General features: G+C 69.4%; 19 protein-coding genes. 9 read left to right on the top strand and 10 right to left on the bottom strand.

All coding sequences use genetic code 11. The features are described 5' to 3' along the window. Positions 1-5 precede the first annotated feature (5 nt). Entirely contained in the window at positions 6-722 is a 717-nt protein-coding gene (locus DYZ02_RS00925) for a helix-turn-helix transcriptional regulator (protein ID WP_115684588.1), read from the bottom strand. Positions 723-935: 213 nt separating this feature from the next. Between DYZ02_RS00925 and mptB the strand changes: the two genes are divergently transcribed. From mptB to DYZ02_RS00905, 4 genes are all read left to right on the top strand, one after another. Beyond that, on the top strand, positions 936-2,519 hold the full coding sequence (gene mptB, locus DYZ02_RS00920; RefSeq protein WP_115686305.1) for a polyprenol phosphomannose-dependent alpha 1,6 mannosyltransferase MptB: 1,584 nt from the start codon (positions 936-938) through the stop codon (positions 2,517-2,519). Between the two features lie 49 nt (positions 2,520-2,568). Further along, entirely contained in the window at positions 2,569-3,516 is a 948-nt protein-coding gene (locus tag DYZ02_RS00915; RefSeq protein ID WP_115684587.1) for an ABC transporter ATP-binding protein, read from the top strand. A gap of 4 nt (positions 3,517-3,520) precedes the next feature. Next, a complete protein-coding gene (locus DYZ02_RS00910) occupies positions 3,521-4,282 on the top strand; it encodes an ABC transporter permease (protein ID WP_115684586.1) in 762 nt (253 codons plus the stop codon). Between the two features lie 75 nt (positions 4,283-4,357). Further along, positions 4,358-5,308: a COX15/CtaA family protein gene (locus DYZ02_RS00905; RefSeq protein WP_245945512.1), complete on the top strand. Its 951-nt coding sequence runs from the start codon at positions 4,358-4,360 to the stop codon at positions 5,306-5,308. A 31-nt stretch (positions 5,309-5,339) separates the two neighbouring features. On the opposite strand, the gene DYZ02_RS00900 is transcribed toward DYZ02_RS00905, so the two are convergent. Then, complete coding sequence (locus DYZ02_RS00900; protein WP_115684585.1) at positions 5,340-6,308, bottom strand: heme o synthase; 969 nt, start codon at positions 6,306-6,308, stop codon at positions 5,340-5,342. Between the two features lie 244 nt (positions 6,309-6,552). Here DYZ02_RS00900 and tkt point away from each other — a divergent pair, with 244 nt between their 5' ends. The 5 genes from tkt to pgl are packed head-to-tail and all read left to right on the top strand — an operon-like array spanning position 6,553 to position 13,012. After that, entirely contained in the window at positions 6,553-8,631 is a 2,079-nt protein-coding gene (gene tkt / locus DYZ02_RS00895; protein ID WP_115684584.1) for a transketolase, read from the top strand. Positions 8,632-8,648: 17 nt separating this feature from the next. Further along, entirely contained in the window at positions 8,649-9,734 is a 1,086-nt protein-coding gene (gene tal, locus DYZ02_RS00890; RefSeq protein WP_115684583.1) for a transaldolase, read from the top strand. Between the two features lie 31 nt (positions 9,735-9,765). Further along, positions 9,766-11,313: a glucose-6-phosphate dehydrogenase gene (gene zwf / locus DYZ02_RS00885; RefSeq protein ID WP_115684582.1), complete on the top strand. Its 1,548-nt coding sequence runs from the start codon at positions 9,766-9,768 to the stop codon at positions 11,311-11,313. An 18-nt stretch (positions 11,314-11,331) separates the two neighbouring features. Further along, on the top strand, positions 11,332-12,264 hold the full coding sequence (locus tag DYZ02_RS00880) for a glucose-6-phosphate dehydrogenase assembly protein OpcA (protein ID WP_115684581.1): 933 nt from the start codon (positions 11,332-11,334) through the stop codon (positions 12,262-12,264). 19 nt (positions 12,265-12,283) lie between these two features. Further along, positions 12,284-13,012, top strand: a complete 729-nt coding sequence (gene pgl / locus DYZ02_RS00875; protein ID WP_115684580.1) for a 6-phosphogluconolactonase — start codon at positions 12,284-12,286, stop codon at positions 13,010-13,012. Positions 13,013-13,054: 42 nt separating this feature from the next. On the opposite strand, the gene secG is transcribed toward pgl, so the two are convergent. The 8 genes from secG to uvrC form a co-directional block, all read right to left on the bottom strand. Further along, the gene (gene secG / locus DYZ02_RS00870) at positions 13,055-13,291 is read right to left on the bottom strand and encodes a preprotein translocase subunit SecG (protein ID WP_115684579.1); all 237 of its coding nucleotides are present in this window, start codon (positions 13,289-13,291) and stop codon (positions 13,055-13,057) included. 83 nt (positions 13,292-13,374) lie between these two features. Further along, positions 13,375-14,157 (bottom strand): triose-phosphate isomerase, encoded by a 783-nt coding sequence (gene tpiA / locus DYZ02_RS00865; protein ID WP_115684578.1) that lies wholly within the window; start codon positions 14,155-14,157, stop codon positions 13,375-13,377. Positions 14,158-14,173: 16 nt separating this feature from the next. Next, positions 14,174-15,391, bottom strand: coding sequence for a phosphoglycerate kinase (locus DYZ02_RS00860; protein WP_115684577.1), 1,218 nt, complete (start codon positions 15,389-15,391; stop codon positions 14,174-14,176). Between the two features lie 66 nt (positions 15,392-15,457). After that, positions 15,458-16,471, bottom strand: coding sequence for a type I glyceraldehyde-3-phosphate dehydrogenase (gene gap / locus DYZ02_RS00855; RefSeq protein WP_115684576.1), 1,014 nt, complete (start codon positions 16,469-16,471; stop codon positions 15,458-15,460). 171 nt (positions 16,472-16,642) lie between these two features. Next, complete coding sequence (gene whiA, locus DYZ02_RS00850; protein WP_115684575.1) at positions 16,643-17,635, bottom strand: DNA-binding protein WhiA; 993 nt, start codon at positions 17,633-17,635, stop codon at positions 16,643-16,645. Between the two features lie 60 nt (positions 17,636-17,695). Further along, positions 17,696-18,658, bottom strand: a complete 963-nt coding sequence (locus DYZ02_RS00845) for a gluconeogenesis factor YvcK family protein (RefSeq protein ID WP_181896855.1) — start codon at positions 18,656-18,658, stop codon at positions 17,696-17,698. A gap of 28 nt (positions 18,659-18,686) precedes the next feature. Next, entirely contained in the window at positions 18,687-19,571 is an 885-nt protein-coding gene (rapZ, locus tag DYZ02_RS00840; protein WP_115684573.1) for an RNase adapter RapZ, read from the bottom strand. Positions 19,572-19,596: 25 nt separating this feature from the next. Next, on the bottom strand, positions 19,597-21,651 hold the full coding sequence (uvrC, locus tag DYZ02_RS00835; protein ID WP_115684572.1) for an excinuclease ABC subunit UvrC: 2,055 nt from the start codon (positions 21,649-21,651) through the stop codon (positions 19,597-19,599). Positions 21,652-21,657: the final 6 nt, after the last annotated feature.

The following is a 21,657-nucleotide window of genomic DNA, read 5'->3' as shown; positions in this document are numbered from 1 at the left end:
TAGTGTCAGTCACGTTCTCCGCTCCTTTCAGGTAAAGACCCGGCCGACTTCACGGCGGCCAGGGGGATGTTGGTCGTGCAGATGCCGTTTCCGTCGGCAATGAGTGCCAGCGGTTGAACGTGCCTGCCGACGAGTTGCGAGATCGCCTCGTGCTCCGCCTCGCAGATCTCGGGGTGGTCGGCCGCCACGGAGGCGACCGGGCAGTGGTGCTGGCAGATCTGGATGCCGGAGCCCGCGCGCGTCACAGTCGCAGCGTACCCGTTGTCGTCCAGGGCGGCGGCGAGCTGGCGGGCCACCGCCTCCACGTCCGCCTCCCCGGCCGAGTCCGCCGAATCGACCCCGTGCACCTCGGCGAGGATCTTGTGGATCCGCCCGCGCGCCAGCGAGCGCACGGCCTCCTCCCCGCCGATCTCGCGCAGGATCCCCAGCGCGTCGGCGGCGAGGCTGTCGTAGCTGCTGCCGAAGAGCTCCCGGCCCGACTCCGTGAGACGGTAGTGCTTGGCCGGGCGGCCCCTCGTCGCCCCCTCGCCGGCGACGGCGTGGGGCTCGCAGGTCTCGGCGTAGTCCTCGTCGACCAGTTTGTCTAGGTGGCGCCTGACACCCGCGGGGGACAGGCCCAGGGACTGTCCGATCTCGGACGCGGTGACCGGGCCGAGCTTGAGCAGCAGCGACATGACTTCGCGCCGGGTGTCGCCGCCCATCGAGCGGGGCTGCTCCGTCATCTCCTCACCTCTTTTGCCTCTCGTCACTATGCGAATCAGTGCGGAACATGTGTTCTTCGGCACAATTCCGCCACCACCTTTTTACAACAGTAGTGTGCTTTTAATCATTCCACCGCTAAGGGTTGCCTCACTTCCGGCCGCCGCGCTCCGATAGACTCGGGGGCCGTGAAACCCCGTCTCCGCCTCGCCCGCCCGACCGGCATCCTCCCGCGCATGGGGAGGCCCGGGTCGCGCTCCGCGGAGCTGCACGAGGGCTCGCTTGACGACGTCACGCTGGCCCGGCCGTCGATAAGTGAGCTCAACCGCTTTTCCCTCCTGCGCTGGGTGGGAATGGTGGGCACCCTGCTCATTGGGCTGGGCGGCCTCGGCGGCGGTGCCCTGCCCGTGGTGGGAAACCCCTACGGCCAGCTTCCCGGCGGGGCGTTCATGGGGCGGATGCTGCAGGCGTCCTCGGCCCTCGTGATCCTCGGCGTCGGGCTGCTCGTGCTCGCCTGGGTGCTGATGGGGCCCTTCGTCGGAGCGGGGGGCAACCGGGCCCGCGTGCGCACCGGCGTTGTCCTGAGCACCCTCGCCGCGTGGATCCTGCCTCTGCTCGTCACCGCGCCCCTGTTCACGCAGGACATCTACTCCTACCTCGCCCAGGGCTCGATCGTGCGCCAGGGGCTCGACCCCTACGCGGCGGGCCCGGTGGAGATCCTCGGCACGGAGGACAGGCTGGCGCGCTCGGTGCCCTTCATCTGGGCGCACTCCCCCAGCCCCTACGGCCCGGTGGCGCTCGGCGTCGCGGCGTTGATCTCGCGGCTGACCGGCGACTCCATCCTGCTGGGGGTGCTGGCGCACCGCGCCGTCGCCGTCGCGGGGCTGAGCCTGGCGGCGTGGGGCGTGATCGCCCTGTCGCGGCGCTGCGGGGTGGCCACGCCCGCCGCGCTCTGGCTCGGGGTGCTCAACCCGCTGTCGCTTCTGCACCTCATCGGCGGAATCCACAACGAGTCCCTCCTTCTCGGCTTCGTCCTGGTGGGCCTCGAGCTCGGCCTCCGGGGCATCGACGCGCTCGCGGCCTCCCCGCCCCGCGCCGCGGGCCTGCTGGCGGCCTCCGGGGCGCTCATCTCCTGCGGCGGGATGGTCAAGGTGACCGGCTTCATCGCACTCGGGTTTGTCGGGATGGCGCTCGCCCGCGCCCTGCGGCCGCGCTGGGGGGCGTGGTCCGTCGCCGCCGCAGCGGGTGTCCAGGCGGCGCTGCTTGCGGCCTCGATCGCCGCCGCGTCGTGGGTGACGGGGATCGGGCTCGGCTGGGTCACCGGCCAGGGGGGAGCTGCCACCATCCGCAGCTGGCTCTCCATCACCACCGACATCGGCGTCATCGGCGGGTTTATCGGCATGCTCCTCGGACTCGGTGACCACACGGAGGCCATGATGTCCATCACCCGCGCGGTCGGGGTGCTGGTCGCCGCCGGCTTCATGGTGCGCATGCTCTGGGCCACCTACCGCGGCACCATCCACCCGGTCGGCGGGCTCGGGGTGTCCACCCTCGCCCTGGTGATCTTCTTCCCGGTGGTCCATCCCTGGTACCCGCTGTGGGCGATTCTCCCCCTCTCCGCGTGGGCCAACCGCTTCGCCTTTCGCGCCGGGGTGGCGGCCTACTCCGCCTTGTTCAGCTTCCTCGTCCTGCCTCGCGGGCTCGCGCTGCCGCCGGGCACGGTGTTCACCATCTACGCCTCGTCGGCCCTGGCCTTTGCGTTCCTCTTCGCGTGCGGGTGGGTGTGGTACCGCCGCCGCGGCCGGCGCAGCCTCAGTTAGGCGCGTATCAGGTGCCGCCCCCGGCGGGCGGGGTCTACACTCCTAACCCATGACTACAACTTTCGGAGGATCACCCGAGGGTGCCCTCGTCCTGCGGGACGTGACGAAGAGGTTCGGGGACACGCCCGCCGTGAACGGCATGACCTTCACCGCGCAGCGCGGCGAGGTCCTCGCGCTGCTCGGGCCGAACGGGGCGGGAAAGACCACCACCGTGGAGATGTGCGAGGGCTTCCTCAAACCCACCTCCGGCAGCATCTCGGTGCTCGGGATCGACCCCGTCACCCAGCCGGAGAAGGTCCGCTCCCGCATCGGGATCATGCTCCAGGGCGGCGGGTCCTACTCGGGCATCAAGGTCCGCGAGATGCTGGAACTGACGGCGTCCTACAACCAGGACCCGATGGACATTGACTGGCTCATCGAGCTCCTCGGCCTCGGGGGGCTGCAAAAGACCACTTATCGACGCCTCTCGGGCGGCCAGAAGCAGCGCCTGTCCCTGGCGCTGGCCATGATCGGCCGGCCCGAGCTCATCTTCCTCGACGAGCCGACCGCGGGCATGGACGCCCAGTCGCGCCTCGCCGTGTGGGACATCGTCTCCGCGATGCGCCGCGACGGGGTCTCAGTCCTGCTGACCACGCACCTCATGGACGAGGCCGAGGCTCTGGCGGACAAGGTGGTCATCGTCGACCGCGGCACCGTCGTCGCCGAGGGCACCCCCGCCGAGCTGACGAGCCACGAACGCTCCCCCCTGCTCTCCCTCGAGACGGCCTCGGCGCTCGACCTGCCCGCCCTTAACGCGGCGCTCGCGCGTTTCGACGTCTCCGCGGAGGCCAGCCGGCCCCTCCACTACCAGGTGGCGGGCGCGGCCTCCCCCGAGCTGATCGCCGCCCTGGCGGCCGAGGCGGCCGCCCAGAACGTGCAGATCCGCGGACTGGGTGTGTCCCACCGCAACCTCGAGGACGTCTTCCTCGACATCACCGGACGCGAGCTGAGGAGCTAGAAACATGGAGATCACACCCGGAACGTTCACCCCGCGCCCGCGCCGCGCCCCGCTCGCCCGAATGGCCTGGGCCCAGGGCGCGATCGAGGCGAAGCTCCTGCTTCGCCACGGCGAGCAGCTCCTCGTCAACATCCTCATCCCGGCCGTCCTGCTCGTCGCGGCGGCGAAGCTGCCCATCTTCGGCGACGGGGTGGACCTCAACCACGTGGTGCCCATGGTCTTCGCCGTGGCCGCCAGCAGCGCGGGCTTCACCGGGCAGGCGATCTCGCTCGCCTTCGACCGGCGCTACGGAGCCCTGAAGCGCAGCGGGGCCTCGGGCGTGCCCGCCTGGACGATCATCGTGGGCAAGATCATCGGCGTCCTGGCCACCGTGGCGGTGCAGATCGCGGTGCTGGGGAGCATCGCCCTGTGGCTCGGGTGGCGAGCCAGCGCGGGCGGGGTGTTTTTCGCCCTCGTCGCGTTGCTCCTCGGCGTCGCCGCGTTCACCGCCCTGGGCCTGCTCATGGGCGGGACCCTGAGCTCCGAACTGGTCCTCGCCCTGGCCAACCTCATCTGGCTCATCCTCATGGGCGCGGTCGGCTGGGTCGCCTACTCCGCCGACCTTACGGCCGCGGGCTGGTGGAACGTCGTGCCCACCGTCGCGCTGGCCGGTGCCCTGTCCCAGGCACTCACGGCGAGCTTCAACCCCGCCGCGTGGGTCTCGCTGCTCGCCTGGGCCGTCGCCGCCACAGCCGGGGCCGTTCGCTGGTTCCGCTTCGACGGCTAGATTTCCCAGGTTGGGCGGGCCGTCCGTTAAGGTAGAACTCGAACAAAAGTTGGATTGAAAGGGATCGGTATCCCAGTGAGTACCACCACACACGCACCAGCCTCCACCTCCTTCCGCGAGGCCTGGCGCAACCCCAGCATCGGCCTGCAGCGCCTCTTGGCCCTGCTCCTCCTCATCGGCCAGGGCGGCATCACCGTCACCGGTTCGCTCGTGCGCGTCACCGGCTCCGGCCTCGGCTGCGACACCTGGCCGCTGTGCCACGAGGGCTCCCTCGTCCCCGTGGCCGGAGCGGCACCCTGGATCCACCAGGCCATCGAGTTCGGCAACCGCCTGCTCACCTTCGTGCTCACGGCCGCAGCCGTAGCGGTCATCGTCGCCGTCTACCGCGCCGGCCGACGCTCCGAGCTGAAGTGGCTCGCCATCGCCTCCCTCGCCGGCATCGTGGTGCAGGCGATCATCGGTGGGATCTCCGTGCGCATCGATCTGCGCTGGTGGGCCGTCGCGCTGCACTTCCTGCCCTCGATGATCCTCGTCTGGATCGCCGCGCTGCTCTACATGCGCATTGCCGAAAGCGACGACGCCGAGCCCCAGCGCCGCTACACCCCCAGCGCCCGCACGATGACCGTTCTTGCGGCCGTTGCGCTCTCGCTCATCCTCGTCACCGGAACCATGGTCACCGGGTCAGGCCCCCACTCCGGCGACGCCGCCGCCGGCATGGACGGCCGCCTCGAGCTGGACACGCGCATGCTCGTCTACGTCCACGCCGCGTGCATGTACCTGTACCTGTTCACCACGCTGGCCACCGTGTACATCCTGCGCCGCAGCAACGCGCCGAAGGACGCCTTCAACACCTCGCTCGTGCTCGTCGCCGCGCTGGTGCTCCAGTGGGCCATCGGGGTCACCCAGTTCTACCTGGGCGTGCCGCGCTGGACCGTGCCCTTCCACATCGCGATGTCGTCGGTGGTCGTGGCGTTCTGCGCCTTCCTCTACGCCCACGGGCGCAGGCGGCTGCCGCTTCTGGTGTAGGGCCGATGGGGGCGTCGTGAAGCGATGCCCCCTACAGCATCTCCGCGATGGTCTGCAGCCCCAGGACCGCGTCGACCGACAGCGCCAGGAAGAGGGCGGCGAGGTAGTTGTTGGAGAGGATGAACAGCTTCAGCGGCTTGACGTCGGCGCCCGCCTTGACGTCGTTGTGCAGGCGCGTGGCCACGACGAGGAACGCGACGCCCGACGCGACCGCGGCGATGAGGTAAATCCACGACGCCGCCGGGACGAGCACGAGCGAGGTGGCCACCGTGAGCCAGGAGTAGAAGACGATCTGCCTCGTCGTCTCGGCCGGGGTGGCGATGACGGGAAGCATCGGGACGTTCGCCTTGGCGTAGTCCTCGCGGTACTTCATGGCCAGCGCCCAGGTGTGCGGGGGCGTCCAGAAGAATATGATCATGAACAGCACGACGGCCTGCCACCAATTGTCCGGGGTGCCGTCGTTGACGTTGTCGCGGATCACGGCCCAGCCGACCATGACCGGCATGCAGCCCGCGGCGCCGCCCCAGATCACGTTCTGCCAGGTGCGGCGCTTGAGCCACTTGGTGTAGACGAAGATGTAGAACCAGTTGGTCAGGACGATGAAGAACGCGGCGAGCCAGGAGCGGCACAGCAGCCCGAGCCACAGCACGCTGACGATCAGCAGCGCCCAAGCGAAGATCGCCGCGCGCTTCTTGGTCACCTTCGCCCGCACCAACGGGCGGGCGCGCGTGCGGCCCATCTTCTGGTCGATGTCGTAGTCCGCCACCATATTGAAGGTGTTGGCGGCGCCAGCACCCATCCAGCCGCCGAGAAGCGTCGCGAGGATGAGCCACACGTTCACGCTGCCGCGGTCGGCCTGCAGCATCGCCGGGATCGCGGCGACGAGGAGTAGCTCGATGACCCTCGGCTTCGTCAGGGCGAAATAGGCCTTGATGGTCTCCAAGAAATGCTCCTCCACACAAACACGTAGCCGCCGTGCCCGCGTCGGGCGGGCCTGCATCTGAGTTAGTCGTGGGCCGCGCCAGGTTAGTTCCGCGCGACCTCAATCCTTTGGACGATGGTAGCCCCAGACCACCTGCCCCAACTAATCGAACACGCACTGCGCCCTCCCACTGTCAACCTAGTGGTGGTCCATAGGACGCCGCCGCCGACGAACGGTTAGGCTTGGTGCGTACACGCGCCCGCGCTGAACGAAGCCACACCAAAGCGAGGAAACTTTGACTCTTTCTCCCGAACTCGAAGCCATGACCGTCCGCAACTACCCGGACGACTGGACCGACACCGACACTCGCGCGGTAGACACCGTCCGAGTCCTCGCTGCCGACGCCGTGGAGAACTGCGGCTCCGGCCACCCCGGCACCGCGATGTCGCTCGCCCCGCTGGCCTACACCCTCTACCAGCGCGTGATGGACATCGACCCGCGCGACCCGCACTGGGTCGGCCGCGACCGTTTCGTCCTCTCCAACGGGCACTCCTCCCTAACCCAGTACATCCAGCTCTACCTGGGCGGTCTCGGTCTTGAGATCGAGGACCTCAAGGCACTGCGCACCTGGGGCTCCAAGACCCCGGGCCACCCCGAGTACAACCACACCGCCCACGTGGAGATCACCACCGGCCCGCTCGGCCAGGGCCTCGCCTCCGCCGTCGGCATGGCGATGGCGGCGCGCCGCGAGCGCGGGCTCTACGACCCCGAGGCCGCCCCGGGCGAGTCCCCGTTCGACCACTTCATCTACGTCGTCGCCGGCGACGGCTGCCTCCAGGAGGGCGTGACCGCCGAGGCGTCCTCGCTCGCGGGCACCCAGCAGCTGGGCAACCTCATCCTGTTCTGGGACGACAACCGCATCTCCATCGAGGACAACACCCAGATCGCGTTCACCGAGGACGTGATGAAGCGCTACGAGGCCTACGGCTGGCAGACGCTCACCGTCGAGTCCGGCGAGGATGTCGTCGCCATCGAGGCCGCCGTCGCCGAGGCCAAGGCCGACACGTCGCGCCCGACGATCATCCGCGTCAAGACCGTCATCGGCTACCCCGCCCCGAACCTGCAGAACACCGGCGCCATCCACGGCGCGGCCCTCGGCGCCGAGGAAATCAAGCTGGTGAAGCAGGAGCTCGGCTTCGACCCCGAGGTCGCCTTCCCCGTCGAGGACGAGGTCATCGCCCACACCCGCAAGCTCGTCGAGCGCGGTGCCGCCAAGCGCGCCGCCTGGGACGAGAAGTTCGCCGCCTGGGCCGAGCGCAAGCCCGAGAACAAGGCTCTGCTGGAGCGGCTCACGGCCCGCCAGCTGCCGGAGAACTGGGCCGCCGACTTCCCCACCTGGGACGCGGACCCCAAGGGCCTGGCCACCCGCAAGGCCTCCGAGGCCGCCATCCAGGCAGCCGCCGCGGCGCTGCCCGAGTTGTGGGGCGGCTCCGCCGACCTCGCCGGGTCCAACAACACCCTGGTCAAGGGGGCCGACTCCTTCGGCCCCGAGGCCATCACCACGGACATGTTCTCCGCGCAGCCCTACGGCCGCAACCTGCACTTCGGCATCCGCGAGCACGCCATGGGTTCGATCATGAACGGCATCGCGCTGCACGGCGGCACCCGCGTCTACGGCGGCACCTTCCTCATCTTCTCCGAGTACCTCTACCCCGCCATCCGCGTCGCGGCGCTGTCCGGCATCGACGGCTACTACGTGTTCACCCACGACTCCATCGGCCTCGGCGAGGACGGCCCGACGCACCAGCCCGTGGAGACCCTCACCGCCCTGCGCGCCATCCCGGACCTCGCCGTGATCCGCCCGGCGGACGCCAACGAGACCTCCGCCGCGTGGAAGGCGGCGCTGGAGGGCCGCGAGCAGCCGAAGATCCTCGCCCTGTCCCGCCAGAACCTCCCCGTCCTCGAGGGCACGAAGGAGAAGGCCTTCGAGGGCGTCGCCCGCGGTGCCTACGTCCTGGTCGAGTCGTCGAAGGCCACCCCGGACGTCATCCTCATGGCCACGGGCTCCGAGGTCCAGTACGCCGTCGAGGCTGCGAAGCAGCTCGAGGCCGAGGGAACTGCGGCGCGCGTCGTCTCCTTCCCCTCCATCGAGTGGTTCCTCGAGCAGGAGGAGGATTACATCGAGTCCGTCCTGCCGAGCGAGGTCAAGGCGCGCGTCTCGGTCGAGGCGGGCATCGCCATGCCGTGGCACCGCTTCACCGGCGACCACGGCCGCAACGTCTCGCTCCAGCACTTCGGCGCCTCCGCCCCGGGCAGCGAGCTGTTCGAGCGCTTCGGCTTCACCACGGAGAACGTGCTCGACGCCGCCCGCGCATCCCTCGAGTCGGTCCGCAACTCTTAAGCGAAGAAGGATCCACCATGACCTATATTGACGAACTCGCCGAGATCGGCACCTCCACCTGGCTCGACGATCTCTCCCGCGACCGCATCACCAGCGGCAACCTCGACGAGATCCGGGCGGCAAAGTCCATCGTCGGCGTGACCACGAACCCCGCCATCTTCGCCAAGGCAATGTCGGGAGGCAATGCTTACGACGTCCAACTCGCCGAGCTGAAGGCCGCGGGCTCCAACGTCGACGAGGCCGTCTACGCCATGAGCATCAAGGACGTCCAGGACGCCTGCGACCTGTTCGCCGACGTCTTCGCCCGCACTGACGGGCGCGACGGGCGCGTCTCCATCGAGGTCGACCCCCGCTACGCCGCCGACGAGCAGCGCACCGTCGAGCAGGCCAAGGAGCTGTGGCGCCTAGTCGACCGCGAGAACGTGATGATCAAGATCCCCGCCACCGACGAGTCGCTGCCCGCGATCACCGCGGCGCTCGCGGAGGGCATCTCCGTCAACGTCACGCTGATCTTCTCGGTGGACCGCTACAAGCAGGTCATCGAGGCGTACAAGGAGGGCATCCGCCGCGCCCTGGAGGCCGGCCGCGACGTCTCCACCATCCACTCCGTCGCCTCCTTTTTCGTCTCGCGGATGGACACCGAGGTGGACAAGCGCCTCGAGGCCATCGGCACCGAGGAGGCGCTGGCCCTGCGCGGCAAGGCGGGCATCGCCAACGCGCGCCTCGCCTACCAGCTCTTCCTCGATGAGTTCCAGGTCGAGCCGGACCTGCCCGCCGGGGCGCACCGGCAGCGCCCGCTGTGGGCGTCGACAGGCGTGAAGAACCCGGAGTACCCGGCGACGATGTACGTCACCGAGCTCGCCGGGCCCCACACCGTCAACACGATGCCCGAAGCCACCCTTGACGCCGTCCTCGAGCTCGGCGGGCTGCACGGTGACACCCTCACCGGCTTCGCGGGCGAGGCCCGGGAGGTCTTCGACCGCCTGGAGTCCGTGGGTGTCGACCTCGACGACGTCGTGCGGGTACTGGAGCGCGAGGGCGTCGACAAGTTCGTCGACGCGTGGCAGGAACTCCTCGAATCCATGCTCGAGAACCTGCGCTAAAACAACCCGCCGAACCCCGAAAGGTGACCACGTGGCCAACGCCGCCGCACGCGAGCAGCAACCGCTCAACCCCCTGCGCCAGGCAGACGACACCCGGCTGCCCCGCATCGCCGGGCCCTCAGGGCTCGTCATCTTCGGGGTGACAGGCGACCTGGCCCGCAAGAAGCTCCTCCCCGCCATCTACGACCTGGCCAACCGCGGGCTGCTTCCCGCCGGCTTCACCCTCATCGGGTTTGGCCGGCGCGAGTGGTCGAAGCGCGACTTCGAGGACTACGTCCGCGGTGCCGTCGAGAAGGGCGCGCGCACGCGCTTCAACGACAACGTCTGGGAGCGCCTCGCGGAGGGCATGCACTTCGTCCGGGGCGCCTTCAACGACGACCAGGCCTTCGACTCGCTCGCGGAGCTGCTCCGCGAGATGGACGCCACCCGCGGCACCGCCGGGAACTGGGCCTACTACCTCTCTGTTCCCCCGGACTACTTCTCGGATGTCATCCACCAGCTCGACCGCTGCGGCATGGCCACCCCGGAAGACGGGCAGTGGCGCCGCGTGGTCATCGAGAAACCCTTCGGCCACGACGCAGCCACCGCCCGGGAGCTCAACGAGGTGGTCAACCAGGTCTTCCCGGAGCGCTCGGTGTTCCGCATCGACCACTACCTGGGCAAGGAGACGGTGCAGAACATCCTCGCGCTGCGCTTCGCCAACCAGCTCTTCGAGCCGATCTGGAACGCCAACTACATCGACCACGTCCAGATCACCATGGCCGAGGACATCGGCCTCGGCGGCCGAGCCGGCTACTACGACGGCATCGGCGCCGCGCGCGACGTCATCCAGAACCACCTCATCCAGCTCATGGCGCTGGTCGCGATGGAGGAGCCGGCGTCGTTTTCCCCCCGCCAGCTCAAGGCCGAGAAGATCAAGGTGCTCCGGGCGACCTACCCCGTCGAGCCCTTCGACCGCACCACCGCGCGCGGGCAGTACACCGCCGGCTGGCAGGGCTCGGAAAAGGTCGTCGGCCTGCGGGAGGAGGAGGGCTTCGACCCGGACTCCACCACCGAGACCTTCGCCGCCTGCACGCTGCAGATCAACACCCGCCGCTGGGCGGGCGTGCCGTTCTACCTGCGCACCGGCAAGCGCCTCGGCAGGCGCGTGACCGAGATCGCCCTCGTGCTCAAGCGCCCGCCCTACCAGCCCTTCCAGCCGGGCCAGACGGAGTCGCTGACCAACAACGCGGTGGTCCTGCGCATCCAGCCGGACGAGGGCGTGCTCATGCGCTTCGGTTCCAAGGTCCCCGGCTCCGCGCTCGAGGTGCGAGACGTGAACATGAACTTCTCCTACTCCGAGGCCTTCACCGAGAAGTCCCCGGAGGCCTACGAGCGGCTCATCCTCGACGCCCTACTCGACGAGTCCAGCCTCTTCCCCACCAACGAGGAGGTCGAGTACAGCTGGGAGATCCTCGACCCGATCCTCGACTACTGGGCGGAAAACGGAAGGCCCGACGAGTACGCCGCCGGCACCTGGGGGCCCGAGTCCGCCGACCGCATGCTCGAGGCCGACGGGCGCGTCTGGCGCCGCCCGTAGACGGAAAGGATTTCCCCGATGAACATCACCCTGACCGACACCTCCACCTCCGAGATCGCCTCCTCCCTCGTCAACGGGCAGGAGCTGTTCTCGCTCGCCACCGGGCGCGTGCTCACCCTCCTCGTCGAGGCCTCTGCTGACGACGACCTCGACTCGATCCTCCTGTCCGTGCGCGAAGCCACCCGCGAGCACCCCGCCCGCGTGCTCGTCATCGTGCGCGGCGACGCCGACGCCCCCACTTCCCTCGACGCGGAGGTCGTGCTCACCGCCGAGGAGGGCGCCTCCGAGATGGTGGTCATGCACCTGCGCGGCGACCTTGTCCACCACCTGGATTCGGTGGTCACCCCGCTGCTGCTTCCGGACACCCCCATCGTGGCGTGGTGGCCGACCGCCGCGCCGAAGGTCCCCGCGCGATCGCAGCTGGGCGTCTTCGCGCAGCGGCGCATTACGAACGCCCGCCGCGATCTCTCCGGCAACACCTTGCTGCGCCTGAGCAGCGGCTACACCCCCGGCGACTCCGACATGATGTGGTCGCGCATCACCCTGTGGCGCGGCATTGTCGCCTCGGCACTGGACCGCAACCCGGGCGCCACGATCCTGTCGGCGCGCATCACGGGTCCGGTGGACAACCCGGCCGTCGACATCGCCGCCGGCTGGCTCGCCAGCTGCCTGGACGTCGACGTCGTCCGGCTGCCCGCCGAGGAACCCTGCGCGATCATCCAGAACGTGCCCATTACCGAGCTGAGCATCACCCGCTCCGACGGGATCATCGCGGTCACGGTCGTCGACGAGCGCAGCGTGCGAATCTCGTCCCCGGGGCTGCCCGACTCCTACGTCGCCATGACCGCGCGCACGGACGCGGAGTGCCTCGCCGAGGAGCTGCGTCACCTCGACCCCGACACCGCCTACGCCCGCGCTCTCGCGGGTCTGGTCCACATCACGGCGGGTTAGCCCCGCAAGGAGGAACCCCATGGTCACCGTTTCGCGCTTCCCCAACCTCGCAGCGCTTGTCGACGCCACCGCCGACCGCCTCACCGCCACCCTCGCCGCGATCCACGCGGACCCCGCGGGCGGGGTGAACGGCGACGGTATGGCGCGGCTGGTCCTCACCGGCGGCGGCGCGGGCATCGCCCTGCTGCGCGAACTTTCCGCCCGCCAGGTCGACTGGTCGCGCGTCCACGTCTACTTCGGCGACGAGCGCAACGTCCCCGTCACCCACCCGGACTCCAACGAGGGCCAGGCCCGCGAGGCGCTGCTCGATGGCGTCCCGATCCCCCCGGAGCGCGTCCACGGCTACGGCCTTACCGGAGGCGACATGGCGGAGGCCGTGCGCGGCTACGAGTCGGTGCTGAACACCACCGCGCCGCGCGGTTTCGACCTCCACCTGCTCGGAATGGGCGGCGAGGGCCACGTCAACTCCCTGTTCCCCCACGCCGCCGCCACAGCCGAGGCGGACCGCCTGGTCGTGGCGGTGACCGACTCGCCGAAGCCCCCGGCCGAGCGCGCCACCCTCACGCTTCCGGCCGTCCACCGCGCGGAGCGGGTCTGGCTGCTCGTCTCGGGTGCGGAGAAGGCGGAGGCGGCCGCGCACGTCGCCGCCGGGTCCGATACACGGGAGTGGCCCGCGGCGGGTGCCCGCGGAAGCAGAGAGACGCGACTCTTCGTCACGGAGGACGCGGCCGGGCGGATCGGGCAATAAAAAAGAGCCTCCCCGGTGGGGAGGCTCTCAGCGCCTTGCTGCCTACACCGCGAAGGACTGCGCCAGGTTCAAGCCGATGATGCAGGTGATCCAGATGACCGCGATGACGATGGTGTAGCGGTCGAGGTTCTTCTCCACGATCGTCGAGCCGGAGAGGTTCGACTGCACGCCGCCGCCGAAGAGGCTGGACAGGCCCCCGCCCTTGCCCTTGTGCAGGAGAACGAAGAGCGACATCAGCACAGAGGCGATCACGAGGATGATCTCGAGGGTCAGGACCATGAGGGGCGTTCCTCCACTTTCTTCGTAAAGCTTAACCTTGATAACTCTACACCACGCCCCGCGAGGCGGGGCGTGGTGACGCGCTACCTGACCGCGTTCGCTGCGGCCGCCGCGAGGCGGGCAAACTCCTGGCCGTCCAGGGAAGCTCCGCCGACAAGGCCGCCGTCGACGTCGGCCTCCGCGAGGATCTCCCCGATCGTCTCGGTCTTCACCGAGCCGCCGTAGAGGATTCGCATTGCGCCGGCGGTGCTGTCGTCGGCAAGCTCGGCGAGGAGCCCGCGGATGGCGTGGCACACCTCCTGGGCGTCGGCTGCCGAGGCCACCTTGCCAGTGCCGATCGCCCAGACGGGCTCGTAGGCGACCACGGTGCGGGCCAGCTCGTCGCGGTCGAGTCCCGCCAGGGATTCGCGGGCCTGGGCGACGACGTATTCGACGTGCTCACCCTTCTCGCGGACCTCGAGCGGCTCGCCGACGCAAACGATCGGGCTGATGCCGTGCGCTAGCGCCTTATTGGCCTTGGCGGCGACCGTCGCGTTGTCCTCTCCGTGGTACTCGCGGCGCTCGGAGTGCCCGACCACAACCCAGGTGCAGCCGAGCTTCTCGAGCATCGCCGCAGAAATGTCGCCGGTGTAGGCGCCGTTGTCGTGCTCGCTGACGTCCTGGGCACCGAACGTGAACTGCAGCTTGTCGCCCTCCACCAATGTCTGCACCGAACGCAGGTCGGTGAACGGCACCACGAAGGCGACGTCGACGAGCTCGTAGCCCTCCTTCGGGAAGGCGAAGGCGAAGCGCTGCGCGGTGGAGATGGCCTCGAGGTGATCGTGGTTCATCTTCCAGTTGCCGGCGATGAGGGGGGTGCGTGCCATGGGTTCCGCCCTCCCCCTACTTGCTGACGACGCTGACGCCGGGCAGGTTCTTGCCCTCGATGAGCTCGAGCGAGGCGCCGCCGCCGGTGGAGATGTGGGAGAAGCCGGACTCGTCCAGGCCGAGCGTGCGGACGGAGGCGGCGGAGTCGCCGCCGCCGACGACGGTGAAGGAGTCGTTCTCGCGGGTCGCGGCGATCATCGCCTCGGCGACTGCCTTCGTGCCGTCCGCGAAGGCGGGGAACTCGAACACGCCCATCGGGCCGTTCCAGAACACGGTCTTGGAGTCCTTCACCGCCGCGGCGTAGGCCTGGGCGGTCTCGGGGCCGATGTCCAGGGACATCCAGCCCTCCGGGATGCCGTCGAGGCCGACGATCTTCTTCTCTGCGTTCTTGTCGAACTCCGGCGCGACGGCCAGGTCGGTCGGCAGGACCAGCTTGTCGCCGTAGCGATCGATGAGCTGGGAGCACGTCTCCACCATGTCCTCCTGCAGCAGGGACTTCTGCACGTTGTGACCCTGCGCCGCGAGGAAGGTGTAGCACATGCCGCCGCCGATGATGACCTTGTCGGCCTTCTCCGCCAGGGCCTCGATCACCCCGAGCTTGTCGGAGACCTTCGAGCCGCCGAGCACCACGACGTACGGGTGGTTCGGGGCATCCTTCACACTGCTGAGGGTCTCGACCTCCTTCTCCACGAGGTAGCCCGCGTAGGCCGGCAGTTCGCGGGCGACGTCGTAGACGGAGGCCTGCTTGCGGTGCACGACGCCGAAGCCGTCGGAGACGAACGCGCCGTTGTCGGCGGCGAGGGCGGCCAGCTCCTTGGCGAAAGCCGCGCGCTCCGCGTCGTCCTTGGAGGTCTCGCGGGCGTCGAAGCGAACGTTTTCGAGCAGGAGGATTTCGCCCTCGGTCAGGCCGTTGGCCCGCTCGTGGGCGTCCTCACCGCTGACATCGCCGGCGAGGGCGACGAACTGGCCGAGGCGCTCGGACAGGGCCTCGGCGACCGGGCGCAGGGAGAATTCGGGCTTTACCTCGCCCTTCGGGCGACCCAGGTGAGCCATGACGATGACCTTCGCACCCCCCTCGAGGAGCGCCTTGAGCGTCGGCAGCGAGGCGTCGATGCGGCCCGCGTCGGTGATGTTGCCCTCGTCGTCGAGGGGAACGTTGAAGTCCGAGCGGACCAGCACGTGGCGGCCGTCGACGCCTTCGTCGAGAAGCTGCTGGAGGGTGTTCAGGGCCATCGAAATCTCCTTGGAGTCAGATTGGTTCAACCAGGTCGAGTTTAGCGGCGTTGCCGCCACCGGGGGTTAGCCCAGCTTGTCCGCGACGACCTTGGTCATACGGATGTACTGCTCGGTGTAGCCCCACTCGTTGTCGTACCAGGAGATGACCTTGACCATCGTGCCGTCAATGACCTTGGTCATGCCGGCGTCGAAGATCGCGCCCTCGTGCGCGCCGATGATGTCGGAGGAGACGATCGGGTCCTCGGTGTAGCGCATCGCCTGGCCGAACTTCGGGTCGGAGGCAGCCTCCTTGAGAGCCGCGTTGACCTCCTCCACGGAGGTCTCCTTCTCCACCAGAACGGTGAGGTCGGTGGCCGAGCCCGTGATGGTGGGCACGCGCATGGCGAAGCCGTCGAGCTTGCCCTGCAGGTTCGGCAGGACGAGACCCACAGCCTTGGCGGCGCCGGTGGTCGTCGGGACGATGTTCTGCGCTGCGGCGCGGGCGCGGCGCAGGTCCTTGTGCGGCGCGTCCTGCAGGCGCTGGTCGCCGGTGTAGGCGTGGATGGTGGTCATCAGGCCGTCGCGGATGCCGAACTTCTCGTCGAGGACCTTCGCAACCGGAGCGAGGGAGTTGGTGGTGCAGGACGCGGCGGAGATGATGGTCTCCTCGCCCGTGTAGTCGTCGTCGTTGACTCCCCAGACGTAGGTGCCGTCGACGTTCTTGCCCGGGGCGGAGATAATGACCTTCTTCGCGCCCGCGTCGATGTGAGCCTTGGCGTCCTCGCCGGTGCGGAACTTGCCCGTGCACTCGAGGACGATGTCTACGCCGGCCTCGCCCCAGGCCAGGTTCGCCGGGTCCTTCTCGGAGGAGACCTCGATGCGCTTGCCGTCGATGGTGATGGAGTTCTCGTCGTGCTCAACCTCGCGCCCGAGCGGGCCGAAAGCGGTGTCGTACTTGGTCAGGTGTGCGAGGGTCTCGTTGTCGGTGAGGTCGTTGATCTTCACCACCTCGAGCTCGTCCTGGTACTTGTCCAGGATAACGCGCAGGCTAGCGCGACCGATGCGTCCAAAACCGTTGATGCCGATGCGAGTAGTCACTAACTTTCTCCTTAATGTGTGGAGCGATTGCTTCTCATCACCGAGCCGTCCGGCCGTCACCGGCGCCCCCGAAGTATGCGGAGCCGCTCGAAGCCAGCCTCGGGCTCGTCGGGGCCCAGTGTAGCGACGCGCCCGATAACGCGCAGGAGCGCGAAAGCGGGCAGGGCTGCGTCACTCGCCGTCCGGTTGCGCGCCGGCGTTGACGTGGGTGTCCGGAATCCCCAGCTCCTCGGCCCTCTTGTCGGCCAGGGAGAGGAGCCTGCGGATGCGGCCCGCCACGGCGTCCTTGGTCATCTGCGGGTCGGCGAGGCGACCCAGCTCCTCGAGGGAGGCGTGGCGGTACTCCACGCGGAGGAACCCGGCCTCGGCCAGGTGCTCGGGCACGTCGTCGCCGAGGATCTCCATCGCCCGTTCCACGCGCGCCGCCGCGGCCGCGGCGGCCTGGGCCGAGCGGCGTGTGTTGGCGTCGTCGAAGGTCGCCAGCCTCTGGCCGGTCCGTGTCCGCAGCTGCTTCGTCCGGCGCTTCTCGTCCCACTCCAGCCGGGCGCGCGGCGCACCCATCCTGCTCAGCAGGATGCCGATCGCCTCGCCGTCGCGGATGTGCACCCGCTCCACGCCGCGGGTCTCCTTCGTCTTGGCGGAGACCCCGAGCCGGCGGGCCAGGCCGACGAGCGCGAGCGCGGCCTCCTGGCACGGGCTGGCCACCTCGAGGGCGGAGCTGCGGCCCGGCTCGGTCAGGGTGCCGCGTGCGAGGAAGGCGCCGCGCCAGGCTGCCTCGACGTCGAGGATCGTGCCCGAGATGACCTGGCGCGGCAGGCCGACCACGGGGTGGCCGGAGGCGGTGACCAGCTTGAGGCGGCGCACCGCCTCCCGGGCGCCCTGCTCGACGCGAACCTGGTAGGTGGTTTCGCGCGTCGCGGTGCCCGGCGTCAAGGTCACGATCCTGACGGCGGGGACTCCGAGGGCCTCCAGGGTCGTCGCCAGCCGCTGGGCGACCGGCGGTTCGCCGAAATTCGCCACGACGACGAGACCGCGGGGGGTGGACTCGTACTCACCGGCGAAGCGGATCAGCGCGGCCGCCTCCGCGGCCCGGGCGTCGAGCGAAGTGACGTCGACATGCAGAAGCTCGTCCTTCACCTTCGCGGTGAGTGAAACCTGCGACACCGCCCTACCTCCTCGGCCTCTCCGCCAACCTGCCCCGCGCGCGGGATGAACGTGCCCAGTCTAGCGTCCGCTGTAGAGGTCCCGGAGGGCAGCTGCCAACTTGGCCGGATCGTGCCTGTTGACCACCCCGTCGACAGCCTCGGCGTGCACGTCGCGGTAGGCGACGCGCGCCCCGACTCCCTCGGCCGTGCGGCGCAGGTGGCGCCGCTCCCCCTCCGTCGGGCTGATGTGGTTGTCCGCGAGGAAGTAGTCGACCTTCAGTTCGGGGGCGTGCTGCGAGAGCACGTGGATGTGGCGTTCGGTGGTGAAACCCTGGGTCTCCCCCGCCTCCGGCGACAGGTTGAGCAGGACGACCACCATCGCGTCCGTGGAGTTGAGAGCGTCCACCACGTCCGGGACGAGCAGGTGGGGGATCACCGAGGAGAACCACGACCCGGGCCCGATGGTCACCACCTCCGCCTTCGCGATCGCCTCGATGGCCAGCGGGTTGACCGGCGGCCTGTCCGGCAATAGCCGCACCCGCCGCACGGTGCCGGGCGTGGTGGCCACGGCCACCTGTCCGCGCACGGAACGCAGGACGCGGGGGTCGTCGTCAAGCCCGGCGACATCCGCCTCGATGTCGAGAGGCTCGTTGCACACCGGAAGCACCCGGCCGGCGGAACCCGTCCAGCGCCCGATGGTGTCGAGGGCCTCCTGGATGCCGCCCAGCTCCTCTGTCAGCGCGGCGATGAGCAGGTTGCCCAGCGCGTGGCCCGCCATCGCGCCGTGCCCGCCGAAGCGGTGCTGCAGCGTCGTGCGCCACAGCCTGCCCTCTTCGTCTTCGCTGCTCAGGGCGGCCAAGGCCATGCGCAGGTCGCCCGGGGGGATGATGCCCATCTCGCGGCGCAGCCGCCCCGAGGAACCCCCGTCGTCCGCGACGGTCACGACGGCGTTGATCTCGTCGGCCCGGGCGCAGCGCGCGGCCAGAAGCGTCTGGTAGAGGCCGTGGCCTCCGCCGAGGCAGGTACAGGTCAGTGAACTCATGGTGGGCCTACAGGGGGTCGGTGGGTGGTCAGTGGCGTTCGAGGTCGCGGTGCAGGACGCTGACGTCGACATCCCCGGACTCCCGCAGCTTCGCCGCGACAGCCTCCGAGACAGCGACGGAGCGATGGTGTCCCCCCGTGCAGCCGATTCCGACGGTGATGAAGTCCTTGCCCTCGTGGCGGTAGCCCCCGAGCATCGACTGCAGCAGCGCGACGACGTTGTCCACGAACTCGCGGGCGCCCGGCTGCGAGAGCACGTAGTCCGAGACGGGCTCGTCCACCCCGCGGAAGTTGCGCAGCCCCTCGATCCAGTAGGGGTTGGGCAGGAAGCGCACGTCGAGGATGATGTCGGCGTCACGCGGCGAGCCGTGCTTGAAGCCGAAGGACTCGACGGTGACGTGCTGCTTGTCTCCGGGGAGCTGGCCTATCGACGCCTCCACCGCCCGCCGCAGGTCGTGCACGGACAGGTTGGACGTGTCGATGATGACGTCGGCGGCGTCGCGGACCTCCGCGAGCTCGGCGCGCTCCCGCTCGATCCCGGCCTGCAGCGTGTCCCCCTCCTGCAGCGGGTGCGTGCGTCGCACGCTGTCGAAGCGCCGGATCAGGACGTCGTCACGCGCCTCGAGGAAGAGGACGAAGGGCGCGTACCCCCGCTCCCGGACCTCGCTCACCGTGCCGAGGAGGGAGCCGTTGAACATCCGGGCGCGCACGTCGGTGACGAAGGCGAGCCGGTCCACGGGGGAATCGTCTCCCCCGGCGAGGTCGATGAGCTCGAGGATCATCTGCGGGGGCAGGTTCTGGGCCACGAAGTAGCCCTTGTCCTCGAACACCTTAGCGGCGGTGGACAGGCCGCCGCCGGACATGCCTGTGATGATGACGGGGCGAATCGGTGAATCGGGCGACATACCGCTCATCCTAGCCAAAGGCCCGCCCACCCGATCACTGGTTGCGCAGGTGTTCGAAGATGGTCTCAGCGAGCTTGGGGCCGATCCCCTTGACCTGCTCGATCTCCTCCGGGCTGGCCTCGCGGATCTTCTTCACGCTGCCGAAGTGCTTGACCAGGTCGGTGCGCCGCGCCGGGCCGAGCCCGGGCACCCCGTCGAGGGCGGAGGCGCGCATCCTCTTCGAGCGCTGCTGGCGGTGGTAGGTGATGGCGAAGCGGTGCGCCTCGTCGCGAATCTGCTGCAGCAGGTACATGCCCTCGGAGTTGCGCGGCAGGATGACGGGTTCGTCGTCGTCGGGCACCCACACCTCCTCGAGGCGCTTGGCCAGGCCGACGAGTGCGACGTCGACGATGCCGAGCTCGTCGAACACCGCCTGCGCCGCGTTGACCTGGGGCTTGCCGCCGTCGACGATGAACAGCTGCGGCGGGTAGGCGAAGCGCCTCGTCCCCGTGGTCTCCACGTCGGGGTCGTCGTCGAAAACGTCCTCATCCGGGGTGGCCAGCTTGTCCTCGTTGTAGCGCCGGAAGCGGCGCCGGGTCACCTCGGCGATCGAGCCGACATCGTCGGAGCGGCCCTCGCCCGCGGCCTCCCGAATCCGGTAGCGCCGGTAGTCGCCCTTCTTGGGCAGCCCGTCCTCGAACACGACCAGCGAGGCGACGACGTCCGTGCCCTGGATGTGCGAGATGTCGGTGCACTCGATGCGCAGCGGCGCCTCCTCCAGGCCGAGCGCGTCCTGGATGTCCTGAAGCGCCTGCGAACGGGCCGTCAGGTCCCCCACGCGCTTCAGCTTGTGCTGGTGCAGCGCCTCCGCGGCGTTGCGGTGCACCGTCTCCATGAGCGCCGCCTTGTCGCCGCGTTGCGGCACGCGCACGGAGACCGGCCCCCCGCGCAGGCTCTCGAGGAGCGCGGTGACCTCCTCGGGCTCCTCCGGCATCGCCTCCACGAGGATCTCCCGGGGCACGGGCAGGGCGGGGCGGGCGGCGGCGTGCGACTCCTGGTCCACCCCGCGGCGGCGCACCTTGCTCTCCAGAAGGGCGCGGTCCTCCGCCTCCTCCTGGCGCACCCGCTCGACGGCGTCGGAGTAGTACTGGACGAGGAAGTTCTGCACGAGCAGCGGCAGCGCGGGGTCTTCCCTGCCCTCCTCGAGGCGCTCGAGGCTGCCGGGCTCGTCGCCGGTTTTCTCCACGACCCACCCGCGCTGGGCCCGGATGCGCCCGTCGCGCACCGTGAAGATCTGCACGGCGGCCTCCAGTTCGTCGGTGTCGAATGCGATCACATCCGCGTCCGTCCCCTCGGCCAGCACCACGGTCTGGCGCTCCATGACCTTGTTGACGGCCCCGAGGTCGTCGCGAAGCCGCGCAGCCCTCTCGAACTCGAGGTTCTCGGCGGCCTCGTTCATCCGGCGGGTCAGCTCGCGCACGACGCGGTCGGTGCGGCCGGACATGAACGCGAGGAAGCCCTGCACGATCTCGTCGTACTCGGCCTCGTCGACACGCCCCACGCACGGCGCGGAGCACTTGTCGATGTAGCCGAGCAAACACGGCCGCCCGAGGCTCTCGTGGCGGTTGTACACCCCGTTGGAGCACGTCCGGATGGGGAAGACACGGGTCAGCAGGTCGAGGGTTTCACGCACCGCCCAGGCGTGGGAGAACGGGCCGAAGTAGCGCACGCCCTTGCGGCGCGGGCCGCGGTAGAAAAACGCGCGGGGGAAGCGCTCCCCCACGCTCACCGCGAGCATCGGGTACGTCTTGTCGTCGCGGTACATGACGTTGAACCACGGGTCGAAGCGCTTGATCCACGTGTACTCGAGCTGCAGCGCCTCGACCTCGGAAGAGACCACCGTCCACTCCACTGACGCCGCGGTGAACACCATCTGCCGGGTGCGCGGGTGCAGCTGCGCGGGCGGCTGGAAGTAGTTGCTCAGCCGGGCCCGCAGGTTTTTCGCCTTGCCCACGTAGACCACGCGGCCGTTGGCGTCGCGGAACTTGTACACGCCCGGCTCAGTGGGGATCGTCCCCGGCGCCGGGCGGTAGGAAACAGGGTTCGCCACGGCGGG

Source organism: Corynebacterium senegalense, from assembly GCF_900411315.1.
Lineage (GTDB): Bacteria > Actinomycetota > Actinomycetes > Mycobacteriales > Mycobacteriaceae > Corynebacterium > Corynebacterium senegalense.
Note: the sequence above shows the minus strand (reverse complement) of the source record. Positions and strands in the feature narration are given on the sequence as shown.